The sequence below is a fragment of the Parafrankia discariae genome (assembly GCF_000373365.1).
Lineage (GTDB): Bacteria > Actinomycetota > Actinomycetes > Frankiales > Frankiaceae > Parafrankia > Parafrankia discariae.
The window spans coordinates 97,288-112,481 of sequence record NZ_KB891115.1 but is presented as its reverse complement, the minus strand read 5'-3'; the positions used below and the strand labels follow the sequence as shown (position 1 = coordinate 112,481).

The 15,194-nt window shown below is 72.2% G+C and carries 9 protein-coding genes; 5 read left to right on the top strand and 4 right to left on the bottom strand.

The window, feature by feature from the left end; translation table 11 throughout:
• Positions 1–179: 179 nt before the first annotated feature.
• From B056_RS0105560 to B056_RS0105535, 5 genes are all read left to right on the top strand, one after another.
• Positions 180–1,604, top strand: a complete 1,425-nt coding sequence (locus tag B056_RS0105560) for an NAD-dependent succinate-semialdehyde dehydrogenase (protein ID WP_076784643.1) — start codon at positions 180–182, stop codon at positions 1,602–1,604.
• A gap of 491 nt (positions 1,605–2,095) precedes the next feature.
• A complete protein-coding gene (locus B056_RS0105550) occupies positions 2,096–3,769 on the top strand; it encodes a TIGR02677 family protein (protein WP_051105547.1) in 1,674 nt (557 codons plus the stop codon).
• Positions 3,766–5,106: a TIGR02678 family protein gene (locus B056_RS0105545; protein WP_018500906.1), complete on the top strand. Its 1,341-nt coding sequence runs from the start codon at positions 3,766–3,768 to the stop codon at positions 5,104–5,106. The genes B056_RS0105550 and B056_RS0105545 overlap by 4 nt, the downstream gene beginning before the upstream one ends.
• 17 nt (positions 5,107–5,123) lie before the next feature.
• Positions 5,124–9,512, top strand: a complete 4,389-nt coding sequence (locus B056_RS0105540; RefSeq protein ID WP_020572322.1) for a TIGR02680 family protein — start codon at positions 5,124–5,126, stop codon at positions 9,510–9,512.
• Positions 9,509–10,936, top strand: a complete 1,428-nt coding sequence (locus tag B056_RS0105535) for a TIGR02679 family protein (protein ID WP_018500904.1) — start codon at positions 9,509–9,511, stop codon at positions 10,934–10,936. The genes B056_RS0105540 and B056_RS0105535 overlap by 4 nt, the downstream gene beginning before the upstream one ends.
• An 11-nt stretch (positions 10,937–10,947) precedes the next feature.
• Here the strand turns inward: B056_RS0105535 and B056_RS0105530 are convergent, their stop codons facing one another.
• The 4 genes from B056_RS0105530 to B056_RS0105515 form a co-directional block, all read right to left on the bottom strand.
• A complete protein-coding gene (locus B056_RS0105530; protein WP_018500903.1) occupies positions 10,948–11,871 on the bottom strand; it encodes an SDR family NAD(P)-dependent oxidoreductase in 924 nt (307 codons plus the stop codon).
• 47 nt (positions 11,872–11,918) lie between these two features.
• Complete coding sequence (locus B056_RS0105525) at positions 11,919–13,169, bottom strand: aminotransferase class I/II-fold pyridoxal phosphate-dependent enzyme (protein WP_018500902.1); 1,251 nt, start codon at positions 13,167–13,169, stop codon at positions 11,919–11,921.
• Between the two features lie 25 nt (positions 13,170–13,194).
• Complete coding sequence (locus B056_RS0105520) at positions 13,195–14,322, bottom strand: sulfotransferase family protein (protein ID WP_018500901.1); 1,128 nt, start codon at positions 14,320–14,322, stop codon at positions 13,195–13,197.
• A 664-nt stretch (positions 14,323–14,986) separates the two neighbouring features.
• Positions 14,987–15,181, bottom strand: a complete 195-nt coding sequence (locus B056_RS0105515) for a hypothetical protein (RefSeq protein ID WP_018500900.1) — start codon at positions 15,179–15,181, stop codon at positions 14,987–14,989.
• Positions 15,182–15,194: the final 13 nt, after the last annotated feature.

The following is a 15,194-nucleotide window of genomic DNA, read 5'->3' as shown; positions in this document are numbered from 1 at the left end:
AAATACTGGCTGGGCTACCCGCTTCATCGACCCGTACACGTCGGCTGGCTACGTCCTGGCGGAATACCACCAAGACCACCGGGTAAACCAGGCTAGGTCATGCTGAGGTACACATTCGACTTTGTCCGGTGTTCGCGGTAAGGACGTATGTGTCCGGAACGTCGAGGGGGGAACAGTCCATGCCTACGTCTTCTGCCGTCCGACATAGTCCAATCGCCAGCATCAACCCATATAATAACGAAATTATGCGTGAATTCTCTCCCATGCGCGAGCAGGCCGTCGACCACGCGGTCCGAGAGGCACATCAGGCATTCCAGTCCTGGCGCGGTACCAGCGTTGACGAACGGGCCACGCTGGTCGGTCGAGCCGCGCAGCTGATGCGTGAGCGCAGCGAGCACCTGGCCCGGCTGGTGACTCTTGAGATGGGCAAGCTCATCCGGCACAGCCGCGCCGAGATTGACCTTTCCGCGCGGATCCTGCAGTACTACGCCGACAAGGCCCCCGTGCTGCTCGCCGACGAGCCGTTGGATTTCAGGGACGGTTCGGCCGCCATCGTCAATGATCCACTGGGGGTGATCCTTGGTGTTCAGCCCTGGAACTTCCCGGTTTACCAGACAGTCCGGTTCGCGGCGCCCAACCTGGTGTTGGGGAACACCGTTCTGCTGAAGCCCGCAAGTAATACGCCGCAGTCGGCGCTAGCCGTCGAGCAGCTGTTCGCCGACGCGGGCGTGCCGCGAGGTGTGTACACAAACCTCCTGGTTCCCGGCCGCGAGGTCTACCGGGTGATCGAGTCGGATGTCGTTCGGGGCGCCTCGCTGACCGGAAGCGACCGGGCCGGCGTCAGCGTCGGTGAGACCGCCGGCCGAAACGTGAAGAAGAGCGTCCTCGAGCTGGGCGGCAGCGACCCGTTCATCGTGCTCGATGACAACAACCTTGACCGCACCGTCGAAGCTGCCCTGGTCGGCCGCCTGCACAACATGGGGCAAAGCTGCGTGAGCGCCAAGCGGATGATCGTGATATCCGAGGTATTCGACCGGTTCGTGACCGCGCTGGCCGAACGGATGCGCGAGCTGGTTCCGGGTGACCCCGTTGACGAGGCCACCACGCTGGCACCGGTGTGCTCCGAGCAGGCCGCCCAGACGCTGGTGGACCAGGTCCGCGACGCGCTGGACGAGGGAGCGACCGCGGTCGTCGGCGGCGGGCACGTCGACCGCCCCGGAGCGTTCGTGCAACCCACGGTCCTCGTCGGCGTGACGCCGAAGATGCGCGCCTTTCGCGAGGAGCTGTTCGGACCGATCGCGGTCGTCTATCGGGTACAAGACGATGACGAGGCGGTCTCCTTGGCGAACGACTCGCCTTACGGTCTCGGCGGCGCGGTGTTCAGCGGCGACATCTCCCGGGCGCGTGCAGTCGCCAGTCGGATCGAGAGCGGCATGGTGTGGATTAACCATCCGACGTCATCCGAGCCGGAACTGCCCTTCGGCGGCATCAAGCGGTCCGGCTACGGCCGGGAGCTGTCCCACCTCGGCATCAAGGAGTTCGCCAACCGGAAGCTGATCGTGACGATGGGGACGGACGCGCCGATCACCGATGCTCTGGGTTGATGCCCGCTCGGGCGGTATGCTCCTGCTCACTACCCCCGGTCAGACCGTCGCGGCGACGAGCGAGGCCATCGACACGATGCGGGCGTTGTGGACGTCCGACGGGGTGGTGAGCGTGTCCGGCGGCCACTACCCGCTCACCGACGCCGCCGGCGGCCCGGCCCCGGCCCCGGCCCCGGCCCCGGCCCCGGCCCCGGATCATCACCGAGTTCGCCGCCGACGAACGTTTCGACACCATCAACCTCGTGCCCCGGACCGAAACCGTCGATCAGATCCGGCGCTTCGGCGACGATGTCATCCCGCGTGTCCGCGCGGCACCCGCCGAGTCGACTGCCTGACCGCCGTTCGCCCTCATGCGGATCTGCTCCGTACCCACCGCACCACCCTGGTCCGGCCCAGGATGTCGTCTGCCTACACTGAGACGGGCGGCCGATCACCAAGGCTGCCGGATTCGCGGAGTTCTCGCGGGAGTGCGCGAGTGCGGGGAGGCGTCGATGGCCGCGCGTCGCGTGCCGCCGGAGATGTTCCGCTTCGCGACCGAGCAGAACGCTGATCTGTACACCGCGATTCTGCACGTGTTCGGCGACGCCAACGAGCGACTGGAGACCGCCCTCGGGCTCGACGACATCGACGGGCGGCTGGCCTCCGTCGGGTTCTTCCGCGACCTCGACCCGGACGAGCTCGGCCGGGCGCTGGCGCAGCTGGGTAAGTGGCAGCTGCTCGACGTCATCCAGAACCACAGCGCGGACTACTCCACCGCCGCCGAGTACGAGCGCGGCAACCTGCATTACTCGCTGACCCGGCGCGGGGAGGCCGCGTTCGCCGGTGTCCAGCACGCCCTGGAGGTGCTCGCGTCGGCGGGAGCTCTGCAGACCGCCGTTCTGGACGCCATCACGGACCGGCTCGACGCCCTGTACGGCCTGCTGCTCGAGCCGACGTCCGCGGACCGTCGGGTTTTCACCACGCTCAGCGAGCTGGAGAGCCACCTGGAGGCACTGCGGTCGAACACCAAGCAGTTCAACGGCGAGCTGCAGCGGCTGCTGCGCGCGGAGAACGCCGACCTCGACACCTTCCATGAGGTGAAACGGGCGACGGTGACCTACCTGCAGGAGTTCGTGACCGACCTCGACCACCGGTCGCGGGCCATCCGGGACGCGATCCGGCGGGTCGAGTCGCTGGGCGTCGCCACCTTGCGGCGGCGGGCGCTGCTCGGCGCCGAGCTGTCGCCGATGGGCGCGCAGGACCCGGTGCCGGCCTGGCTGGAGCATCGCCGGCTGCGCTGGGAAGGGCTGCGGCTGTGGTTCGACCCGGGTGACGGCGCCCGGCCGCGGGCGGACGAGCTGCACACGGTGGCACGGCGCGCGATCGTCGCCCTGCTCGCGACCCTGGAACGCATCGGAGAGTCGCGGCGGCGTTCGTCGAGCGCGGCGCGTGACTTCCAGGTGCTCGCCCGCGTGTTCGCAGCCGCCCCCGCCGAGGACGATCTGCACCGGCTGTGGGGCGCCGCCTTCGGGCTGACCCCGGCCCGCCACGCCCACCTGCGCCACACCGACCCGGAACTGATCCCCGTCGGGATGAGCTGGGCGGCGGCGCCGTCCGTCGAGGTGTCCACACTGCTGCGGCGCGGCGGCCGGGCCGAGCGTTTCAGCCGGACGGGCCGGGTCCGCGACGTCGCCGCGGTCCGCCGCGAGCGGGAGGAACGGGCTCGGCGCGAACGGGCCGAGCTGGAAGCCGTGTGGGCGCGGCTGCGTACTGACGGCCCGGTCCGGCTGTCGGCGTTGGGCACGCTGGATCATGAGGCGCTCGCCCGCCTGCTGGACCTGCTGGGCCAGGCGCTCGACGGGCCGGTCGACAGCTCGGGGGCGCGGCGCGCGACGACCTCCGACGGACAGGTGGAGATCGTGGCCCGGCCGACCGGCGACGGCCGGCTGGCGGTGATCCGCACGCCCCGCGGTGTCCTCACCGCGCCTGATCACATTGTCGACATCGCGCTCCTCGGCCGGCCGGTGGCCCGCGGCATCCAGCCCTCGATCGTGAGTGTGCCCGTGCCGCCCGTGCCGCCCGTGCCGCCTGGGCTGCCCCCGCCGCCTGCGCCGCCGGCACGGAGCGCGCCGGCCGGATCTCCGATCCTGACTCCGGTCGCGCCCGGATCCAGCGCCGGACGATGAGCTCGTCGGCGAACCAGCACGTCCGGGACGAGAGGGAGGACGTCGCGCGCGGAATCCGGCTGCTGCTCGGCAGTCCGCTGCTGACGTCCACCGGCAGCCCGGAGGGGTTCGCGGTCGTGCGGCGCCGGCGCGGGCCGATCCGCGACTGGTTCGACTACTACTGCGGCTGGCAGGTCCTGGTCGAACCGCGGGCCGGCTACGCGCGGCTCGTGAAGATCCGTTCGGAGCCGGATCCGTCCCGCCCGGCGCGGCGGGCCCGGTCGACGCGGGCGCCGTTCGACCGTCGCCGGTACGTGCTCTTCTGCGTCGTCGCCGCGGAGCTGATGGGCGGGCCTGTCACGACGATCGGGCTGCTGGCCGACCGGGTCTCTGCGGCCTGCGCGGCGGACGCGGCGCTGCCGCCGTTCGACCCGGCGGTCCGGGCGGAGCGGATGGCGTACGTCGACGCCCTGAAGCACCTGGAGCAGCTCGGCATGGTGAGCGCGGTGGACGGTGTCACCGACGCCTACGTGCAGTCCGAGGACGCGAAGGTGCTGTACCGGGTTGACACCACCCGCCTGGTGGGCCTGCTCGCCGCACCGACCGCGCCGTCACGGGTGGCCCCGGCCGGGACGGAGGCCACCGCCCCGGCCGGGGCGGGGACGGGGACGGAGGCGGGCAAGGAGACGGAGGACGGCATTGATGTCGACCGGTTCATCGCCGGGATGCTCGTCGAGCCGCGTTACGGGGACGCGGCGTCCGCGGCGCCGACGGTCTCCGACGCCCGCCGGAACCTGTGGCTGCGTCACTCCGTGATCCGGCGCCTGGTCGACGACCCGGTCGTGTACCGCGCGGAGCTCACGGAGGCACAGCTGGCGTACCTCGCCACCACGACCGGCCGGGCGCAGGTCCGGCGGGCCGCCGAGCTGGCCGGGTTCGAGCTGGAGGAACGAGCGGAGGGCTACCTGCTCGTCGACCCGGACGGCCTCGCGACCGACAGCCGGTTCCCCGACGACACAAGCACCGCCAAGATAGCCGCGCTGACACTGCTCGACGCGCTGCGTGCCGCGCCGGCCGGTCTCACCGCCGAACAGCTCACGGTCGCGGCGGGACGACTGCTCGACCGGCTGCCGTCCTGGGGCAGGACGTATCGCTCGGACGACGGTGCCCGGCGGCTCGCCGGGGACGCGCTCGCCGAACTGCGCATGTTCGGCCTCGCCGCGGTGGACGCGGGCCACCCCGCGGGGTCGGCCCTGGTACGGGCGCTGCCCGCGGCGGAGCGCTACCGCGTCCATCACGAGGACCGTTCGCGGCTGGAGAATCTGCCGCCCCGCCCGGCGGGCGACGGGGCGGGCTAGGAGGACGAATCGTGGAAGTGATTCACCCACCCCTCCGCCCGGTCCAGCTCACGCCGGCCGACCGAGCCGCACGCTGGCGGCCGCACCGCGCCGGGATCGTCAACGTCTGGCGGTACTACGACGAGACCTTCGGCTTCCACCGTGGCCGGCTGCTGCTGCGCGGACGCAACGGGACGGGCAAGTCCAAGGCGCTCGAACTGCTGCTGCCCTACCTGCTGGACGCCAACCTGCAGGCCCGGAGGCTGTCGACGTTCGGTGGTTCGGAACGCACCATGCACTGGAACCTGATGGGAGACGGCGCCAGCGGCCGGACCCGCGTCGGCTACGTCTGGATCGAGTTCCGCTTCGACACCGACACCGACACCGACACCGGCACCGGCACTGACACCGACGCCCACGCCGACATAGACGTCGGCGCGGCCGCGGACGCCGGGAAGGGCGTGCGCGCCGCCGCGTCCGCCGGCTCGGGCGAGGCGTCCGACGGCGACGGTGGGCGCTGGTTCACCTGCGGTGCACGGCTCCAGGCATCCCAGCACACGACCACGGTGTCGGCGGACTACTTCACGACCAGCCGGCGGATCGGCCAGCCCGGTGGGCTGAGCGTGGTCGACGAGGCGAACGCCCCACTGACTCGCAAGCGGCTCGCGGCCGACCTCGGGGACACCGGCCAGGTGTACGACAGCGCGGCGGACTACCGGGCGGTCGTCCGCGCCGCGCTGTTCGGTGGGCTGAACGAGCAGCGCTACAGCGCTCTGATCACCGCCATGCTGCAGCTGCGCACCCCCAAGCTGTCGGAGCGGCTCGACCCGTCCCTGCTGTCGACGCTGCTCTCCCGGGCCCTGCCGCCGCTGGGCACCGCCGAGATCGCCGAGCTCGCCGAGGGGTTCGAACGCCTGGACCGCCAGCGGGAGAACATCCGCCGCCTCGACGAGGAGGTGGAGGCTGCCCGGCTGCTCGCCGACCGCCAGCGTGCCTACGCGGGCCGGGTGCTGCGGGCGGCCGCCGGTGGGCTCATCTCCGCCACCAGCACTTTGGACGACATCACCCGCACGGCTCGGGAGAGCCAGGCGGAGTACGAACGCGTCGTGGCGGAACGTGACGCGCTCGACGAGCGCGTCACCGCCGCCGAAAGCGAGCGGGAGCGGCTCGAGGCGCGCATCGAGGGCCTGATACTCAGCGAGGCCTACCGGGCCGGCGGCCAGCTCGACGAGCTGCGCCGGGACGCCCGGGACGCGGCCGGGCGCGCCGAGGACGCCCGCCGGCAGGCCCGACAGGCGCGGACCCGAGCGGATACCGATCAGGAGACCGCCGGGAGGAGCCAGGCGGCCGCCGCGCGGGCCGCGGCCGAGAGCGCGGCGGCGCGCGACCACGCCCGCGGTGCCGCCGACCGGGCCGGCCTGGCCATCACCTACGACTCCATCGCCGCCATCGTGGCCGATCAGGCGGCCGGGGTGGCGCGGCCCGGGCCGGTCGGCGCCGGGGCGGGGCAGGCCGGCATGGAGCGGGCTCGCATGGAGCGGGCCGACGCGGTGCGGCCGCGGGTCCTGGTCCGTGCGGCGGTCGACGCCCGGGTCCGGCAGCTTCGCGCCGTGCGCCGCGCGCTGGGCGACCGCGAGTCGGCGGTCATCGCGCGGACCGGTGCCGAGCGGCGCCTCGAACACGCCCGCGAGGCACTGGCCGCCGCCACGGCGGACCGCGACGCCGCGGCCGCGGCGTACGCCGACGAGGTGACGGCGCTCGGCGAGGCACTGGCCCGGTGGGCCGCCGGCTGTACTGAGCTGCGCTTCGACGACCCGGCCGCGCTGCTCGCCGCGGTGGAGAGCGAACCCGACGTGCTGCGGCTCGTCGAAGCGACCGCCGGCCCGCTGCTGGAGGCGATCGCGGCCCGGACCGCCGAGCTGACCCGGGACCAGGCCGAGCGGGCCACCGAACACGCCGGGCACACCGCCGAACGGGACGATCTCGCGACTGCCACCGAGCTGCCGCCGGCCGCCCCGCCGACCCGCACCGCCGACCGCACCGGACGTCCCGGCGCCCCGTTGTGGCGGCTGGTGTCCTTCCGGGACGGCGTCGACCCTGCCACGCAGGCAGGCGTCGAGGCGGCGCTGGAGGCTTCCGGCCTGCTCGACTCCTGGGTGTTCCCGACGGGCCGGCTGGTCGTCGCCGGGCATGACACCGATCTCGATGTCGATCTTCTCCCGTCGGCCCCGGGAGGTGGCCTGAGTACGGTACTCGAACCCGAGCCGGACGCCGCCGTGCCCGCCGACCGGGTACGGCGCCTGATCGCCACAATCGCCTTCGCCGCCGGAACGCCCGAGGCGGCTGCGGCCATGGGAAGTGCGTCCGAGGGAACTGTGCCCGAGGTGGCCGCGCCCGGCCCCGCCGGTGTGTCCGACCTCCCCGGTGCGTCCGGCGCGTCCGGCCTCTCCGGTGTCGCCGGTGTCGCCGGTGGGCATCCGATCGCGGTCGGTGCCGACGGCACCTGGCGGCTGGCCGCGCTGCGCGGCAGCTGGTCGAAAACCGAACCCGCCCACATCGGCGCGCTCGCCCGCGACCGGGCCCGGCGCCGCCGCCTCGCCGAGCTGACCGCACTGATCAGCACGCTGGACGACATCCTCGCCGGCCTGGACCGGGAGCGCGGCGAGCTGCGCGCACGGCGGGAACGGATCGCGGCCGACCGTCGGGCCCAGCCCGCGCATCAGGCCGTCCACGACGCCCGTGCCGCCCTCGACACCGCGGAGGCGAACCTCGGCGCGCGTGCCGACCTGGTCAGCCGGTCCGTCGAAGGGCTGCGGGAGGCGGCTGCGGCCGTCAGCGTCGCGACCCGGGCCCTGACCGCCGTGGGCGCCGAGCACGGGCTGCCGACCGAACGGGCCGCCCTCGACACCGTCGAGGAGGCCGTCGACATCTTCCGCCGGCTCGCCGACGACTGGTTCGACCGTCACCAGCATGCCGTCGCGACCGGCGCGGCCGCGGTCGCCGCCGCCGAGGTGGCGGCCACCTCCCGGGAGGCCGCGCAGACGCTCGCGGAGTCGTCCGCGGAACGGGACGGTGAGGCCGAGCGGGTCGCCGCCAAGCTCGCCGGCGTCGAGGCGGCGATCGGTCCCGGGTACCGCCAGGTCCTCGACGAGATCACCGGCCTGCGCAACCGGATGGGGGAGCTGGCGACGGCACGGATGACGATGCGTGGGTCGCTGCGCACACTCGACGCCCGCGTCGGCGAGCTCAACACCCAGCGCGTCGTCGACCAGGAGCGGCGGCGCGAAGCCGTCGAAAGCCGAGACGCCCAGGCCGGCGGATTCCGGCGGCTCGGCATCAGCACCCTGGCCGCCGACGCGCGGCTGGACCTGCGGCTGTCCCCGGCCGACGGGGTGCGCGCGACCCTCGACCAGGCGCGTTCCGTCGCGGCCACGCTCGGGTCCGTCCCGCACACCGTGCGCAACATCAAGGATGCCGAGACCCGGCTGACCGACGCCTTGCACCAGTGCCGGCAGATCCTCGCCGATCGGGCCGAGCTCGTCGTCGATCCCGACGAGGACATCCAGATCCTCACCGCGGCGGTCGACGGCATCCGGGTCGGCGTCGCCCATCTGCACGACGGCATCCGCGACGAACGCGACCGTGCCCGCACCGAGATCACCGAGGGTGAGCGCGACCTGTTCGACCGCACCCTGACCGGCAACACCCGCCGGCACCTCGCTGACCGGATCCGCCAGGCGAACGCGCTCGTCGCCGACATGAACAGCCGCCTGGAGAAGGTGCGCACCGCGTCGAAGATCGCCGTTCAGATCCTGTGGCGGGTCGACCCGGCGCTGCCCGCCGCGACCCGCCAGGCCCGTGACCTGCTCCTGCGTGACCCGACCCAGCTCGGTGCCGCCGACCGCGACGCCCTGCACACCTTCCTGCGCGGGCGCCTCGACGATGCCCGCGACAAGGACGACACCACGGGATGGGAGGAGCTGCTGCTGCAGGTCTTCGACTACACGGCGTGGCACCAGTTCATCGTCCGCATCGACCGGGGGACCGAGCAGGGCTGGCAGCCGCTGACCAAGAAGCTGCACGGCGCGCTGTCCGGCGGGGAGAAGGCCATCGCGCTGCATCTGCCGCTGTTCGCGGCCCTCGCCGCGCACTACCAGTCCGCACCGACCGCACCCCGCCTGATCCTTCTCGACGAGGTCTTCGTCGGTGTCGACAGCACGAACCGCGGCCAGGTCTTCGAGCTGCTCGCCTCCCTCGACCTCGACTTGATGATCACTTCGGATCACGAGTGGTGCACGTACCGCGAGCTCGACGGGATCGCGATCCACACGCTCATCACCGGGGACGGCACTGACGACGCGGTCACCACCGCCCGCTTCACCTGGAATGGTCAGCGGCTCACCGATGCCGACGGCCGGGCCCTGTGACGTCGGCACAGCCGCCGGGACGTGCCGCGATCATCGACGCCCTCGGTGGCCCGGCGCTCGCACCGCTGTGGGGTGCAGTGCACGACCGCCTTTCGACCGGACGTCCGGTCACCTCGGTGCGGGTCGGGCCCCTCGACGAGGACCAGCAGTCCGCGCTCGCCGACCTGTTCGGCCTGGACCGGCTGCCCGGCCCGCACACCACCATCCGTCTGGACCGCCTCGACGCCCTGCTGGCCGCCACCTTCGGCGTCGACACCCGCGCCGTCGCCGAGGCACTGCTGGGCCCGATCGGTGACCGGGCCGGCTCCCGCGCCGCCGCCGCGCACGCCCGGAGCGAGCTGTGGGACTGGCTGACCGCGCACCCCGTCGTCGTCGCCGAGCCGGCGCTGCGCCCCTGGGCCGCCGACGCGCGGCGGGCCGGGCTCGTCGGCGGTTCGGTGGACGACACCCGCGCCCTGCTCGACGCCGCGCTCCGCGTCCTCGCCGCCTGCCCGGCGGACGGACGTCCGCTGCCTGCCCTCGCCGACGCGCTGCTCGGCCGCACCCACGCGCTCGACGACGGGACACGGCTGTCGACCCTGGTCCTGCGCGGTCTCGCCGCCCGGTACGGTGTGCCCGCGCCGACCGGCGCGGGGGAACGCCGCATGCTGTGGGAACGCGCCGGGGTCGCCCGCGACGCACTTTCCGCCCAGGCGCTCGTCGCGGGTCTGCGCCCCACCGGCGACGACGCGCTGAGCCGCGCGCTGCGGCTGTGGGCTGACGTGGGCCAGGCCAGCATCGTCACCCTGGCCCAGCTCCGGGCCTGCCCCGGCCTGCGGATGGCGGGAGCGGGAACGGCCCGAGCGGGCGGGGAGGCCGGGGCCGGCCGGGGCCGCGGGGCCAACGGTGACGCCGGCACCGGCACCGGCGAGGAGCGTGGGGGTGCGGTGACGGTGGGGGTCGTGGAGAACCCGTCGGTCATCGCGATGGCGATCGGGCGCTTCGGCGCGCGCTGCCCACCGCTGGTGTGTACCTCGGGCTGGCCGTCCAGCGCCGCCGTTCTGCTCCTGCACCAGCTCACGCAGGCAGGTCTGCGCCTGCGCTACCACGGCGACTTCGATGGCGACGGGCTGCGCATCGCCGCCCACGTCATGGCCCGCTCCGGCGCCGTGCCGTGGCGCATGAGCACCGCCGACTACGTCGCCGCGCTCCCGGGCGCGGCTACGTCCGGGCCCGGCATCGAGGACGGACGGACAGCGCGGCCCGGGCAGGTCAGTGAAGCGCCCTGGGACGCCGGTCTGGCCCAGGCCGTCCGCGCGCACAACATCGCGATCTACGAGGAGCGCCTCGTGCCGATCCTGCTGGCGGATCTGGCGGGACTGGCGGATCTGGCGGGACTGGCTGAACTGGCGGAAAAGGCGGGCTTGGCCGGATGGCCCGGCTGACTCGGCGGCGTCTACGGCCGCAGGCCGATCAGCCGCCGGGTCAGCCGCTCGTAGGCCGGCCAGGGGAGCAGGGCGTGCAGTGCGAGCTTGATCCAGGCGTCGGTGCCGACCGGATGGCGCAGGCGCCGGCGCGGCCGGGCGGCCAGGGTCGCGACCAGTTCCGCGACCTCGTCGGGGTCGCGCAGGTGGTGGGCGATGTACTCGCCGTAGAAGGCGCGCAGCCGGACGAAGTCGTCCGCGTAGGGCGACTCGACCGGGACGGGGGCGTCCAGCAGCGGCGTGTCGTAGATCGCCGTCCGGTAGGAGCCCGGTTCGACCAGCACCACGTCGATGCCCGAGTGCCGCAGTTCCAGCCGCAGGGTCTCGGCGTACCCCTCGAGGGCGAACTTCGAGGCGCAGTAGACGCCGAGCATGGGAGTCGGAGCCCGCCCGCCCACGCTGGAGACCATCACCACCCGGCCCCGGCCCCGTGCCCGCATCGCGGGCAGGACGGCGTTGGTCATCGCGACCTGGCCGAACAGGTTGGTCTCGAACACCGATCGCCACTGCGCCAGCGGTGCCTCCTCGACGAAGTTCGGCGGCGCCGTCCCCGCGTTGTTGACCAGTACGTCGATACGGCCGGTCGCGGCCAGGACGGCGGCGACGGTCTCGTCGATCGTCCGCTGGTCGGTGACGTCCACCCGGAGCACCGTGACGTGCTCGTCGGCGACCTTGTCGAGTGCCCCGCGGCGGTCCAGGTCGCGCAGGGTGGCGACGACGTGGAACCCCCGCCGGACCAGCGCCGGGACGCTGCGCAGGCCGATGCCGCTCGAACACCCGGTGACCAGGGCGACTGGCCGAGGTGCTGGCCGGGCGAGCGGCCGGGCGACCGACGGGGCGAGCGGCCGGGCGACCGCCGCGGACGGTGACGCGGGATCTGGTGACTGGGAATTCATGGTGCCCCTCGCTCGACCCGGCCCGGCCCGCGGCGGGCTGGGCGGTGTCAGAAGCCGTGGATCGTCCGGAGCTCGGCCAGCGTGTCGACGAAACCGTCGAGCTGCTCGTCGGACAGCCGGTCGTTCACGAGCAGGCGGATCACCGCCTCGTTTTTCCGGACCGCCGGATAGACGAAAATCGGCACCAGGTAGCCGCGCTCGAAAAAGTCCCGCCGCACCCGCACGGCGGTCTCGTTGGAACCGACGGCGATCGAGGTGACGAAGGTTGGCGTGGAATTAATGGAGCAACCGATCGCGATCAGACGTTCCCGCAGCCGGTCAATCCGGTCGAGATAGCGCTCCATCACCGACGGGTCGCGCCGCATCCGCTCGAGCACGTGCCTGATGGCCTGCGCGGTTGGTGGCTGGATGTTCGTCGTGAAAATCGACGTGCCTGACAGGAAACGGAACGCGTCGATGGCGTCCGCCGGCCCGACGATGGCGCCGCCGGACAGACCGACGGCCTTTCCGAACGACACCATCCGGAAGGTGGCGCGGCGCAGCGCCTCGTATTCCGCCGCGAACCGGTGGCCACCGTTGCCGTACGCCATGAACCCGTTGGCGTCGTCGACGAAACTGACCGCCCCGAACTCCTCGCAGGCATCAAGGATCTCACCCACCGGGGCGATCGAGCCGTCGGACGAGTAGACCGTCTCGAAACCGACCACGACCCGCCGGTCGCCCAGCTCGGCCAGCAGCGTCCGCAGCTCCGCGACGTCGTTGTGCTGGAAGGCGAACAGGTTGCGCCCGTACTTGAACCCGTCGGCGGCCTTCCACATGCTCCAGTGGCTGTCCCAGTCGAGCACCAGGACCATGTCGGCGTTGTTCACCCCGGGTTCGCCGGCGAACGAGAACCGGGCCTTCATCGCGTGGACGAAACCGAGGTTCGCCAGCAGGCCGGTGGCGAAGGTGAGCGCCTTCTCCTGGCCGGTGATCTCGGCCACGAGCTTCTCGAGTTCCAGGTGCGGCCGGGAGAGGCCCTGGACCAGCCGCGAACCGCCGACGACCAGGCCGTACTCGGCCGCCGCGGCGGCAAAGACCTCGCGGACCTCCGGGTCGTGCTGCCAGCCCAGGATGCCGATGCCGGAGAAGTTGACCATAGGGCGGCCGTCGACGCTGATGACCGCGTCGTTGACCCCGTCCAGCTCAGGGGTGTCGATGAACTCGCCGGTCCGTCGGGTCCGCGCGGTCCATTCGGAGAACCCCCACCGGGCCAGGGCCGCGTTCGCCGTCCGGGTGGGCGCCGTCGTGGTCATCATGTCCTCCGTTCGGTGCGGTGGGCGGTCAGACCACACCGGCGAGGCGGGCGTTGGCCTGCTCGGCGGTGACGCCGAACTCGGCCAGGTCATAACGGTGGGACCGCAGCCGGTCGTCCTCGGCGAGGACCTCGGCCATGGCGGCGCGGGCGTGCTCGGGCACCGGGCGGCCGAGCCGGTCGTAGATCCCGGCGATGACCCCGTGGGGGTCGGCGGTGAACTCGTCGAACTCCACGTCGTGGAAATGGGCCTGGTCGTGGCGGGCCCGGTCCGCCGCGAAGCGGGTCAGGGCGCGGTCGGCCAGCTCCAGCAGGGCCGGGCCGATCGCGTCGCCGTGGAAGCTGGTGGACTTGCCCGCCGCGAGCCGGCTCACCATGCTGCAGGCCGAGCCGAGCACGGTGCTGGCCGGCCGGCGGTGGGTGTGCACGATCAACGCGTCCGGATAGGTGGCCAGCAGAGCGTCCAGGCACAGCATGTGGCCGGAGTACTTGAGCACCCAGGTCCGGTCGGGTGTGGGCAGTCCGATCAGCTGCAGGTTGCGGCGGTGGCGCTCGTAGGCGGCGGTCCAGTCCTGCCCGGCCAGCCAGCTCGAGTAGGTCGGCACGTGCCCGGTGAACTCGAAGAAGGCCGACAGCATCGACTGACGGGTGAGCAGCCAGCATTCCTCGACCTTCGCCGCGTCCCGGTTGTGGATACCGAGATAGCCCGGGTTCCGATCCAGAAATGCCTGGATCGCCCCCTGGACGAGCTGGAAGATCGGATCGTCGGCCCAGCTCGGGCGTGGCGGACGGGGACGCGGAGCCGCGCCCAGCCACAGTTCCAGGCCCTGGTGGGCCGGATCGGCGGTCAGCAGCCGGTGCAGCGTGGTCGTGCCGGTGCGGGGCATTCCGACGATGAACAGTGGCCGTTCGATCGGAACCTCGGCGTACTCGGGATAGCGCCGCCAGCCGGCCTCGCTGAACAGACGGGCCACCAGAATGTCGCGCAACTCGTCGCGGGCCATCGCGACGCCGAGCGGCGTAAGGTCGGCCTCGTCCTGGTAGGCGGCCAGGATGATCTCAAGCCCCTCATGATAGTCGGGTGGGCCGAAATCGGTGAGGCCGGTCAGGGCCGTGGCGGCGGCGTGAATGTCGTCAACTTTTCCGACCTTGTTCACTGCGGACGCTCCCGTGATTCGCCGGTCACCGTTTCTCGAGAAGCGGGATCCCTTCCAGCGCATGTTCGCAGGCGCCGAAAACCTCTGGCAAGCAATGCGTCGAACCGATTCGTATCCGCAATCGACCCATCGTCTCGTGCTCCAGCGCGGCCGGACGGCTCGCGCATCATCGCCACCAGGGGGAGGCTCCGGGTTCCGGCTCCGGCTCATTTCAGGGGTGACCGGTCTTTGGTCGATCAGGATATGGATCGCCTACAGGCACCGATGGTTGTCGGCTGCTGAGCGATAGGCCGGCGACCGCCAGGTGTACGGAACGTCCGTTCGATTCGGTAGATGATGTTACGGTCGGCGTGGTAACTGGGCATCGTCCCTGGTCGGGGCCCGGTAGTGACCGGCCGGACAGCTATAGCGTCTCGGTGGCGCCGTGCTGCCGATCGAGACCGGGATCAGCGCGTCGGGCGACCAAGGATAGCTGAACTGAGCGGTGGAGACAGGGCTGACCGCGGAACTCGGGCCGAAGTACCGTCGCGAAACCGAGGATCGGACGGTGTCAGCCGTCGGCTTCCTCGCCTCGCTCTGGATGTGTAGGCGGTCCCCGTTGGCGGGGGAGACGGACAAGCGCTGTTTCGGGCCGTGGTTGAGTGCCCCCGCCTCCCCGGAATCTTCACCGGCCCGCTCTGTCTGCTTCTACGACGGCCAGCCGTCCGCTGAGCAGCAGTACGGACACGACGGCGGTCCAGAGCCAGTAGGCGGTGAACGGAATGAAGGCGAGGTCGTTGGTCCAGATCGCGCGGGCGAGCACCTGACCCACGCCGGCGACGGCCTGCGCCGGACGGAGCCCGAGGCGGCGTAGTCCCACGTCGGGCGAACTG

Bases quoted from the DNA above. Each gene is read 5' to 3' on its own strand.
- B056_RS0105560 (WP_076784643.1), top strand. From the start codon at position 180: ATGCCTACGTCTTCTGCCGTCCGACATAGTCCAATCGCCAGCATCAAC.
- B056_RS0105550 (WP_051105547.1), top strand. From the start codon at position 2,096: ATGGCCGCGCGTCGCGTGCCGCCGGAGATGTTCCGCTTCGCGACCGAG.
- B056_RS0105545 (WP_018500906.1), top strand. From the start codon at position 3,766: ATGAGCTCGTCGGCGAACCAGCACGTCCGGGACGAGAGGGAGGACGTC.
- B056_RS0105530 (WP_018500903.1), bottom strand. From the start codon at position 11,871: ATGAATTCCCAGTCACCAGATCCCGCGTCACCGTCCGCGGCGGTCGCC.
- B056_RS0105525 (WP_018500902.1), bottom strand. From the start codon at position 13,169: ATGATGACCACGACGGCGCCCACCCGGACGGCGAACGCGGCCCTGGCC.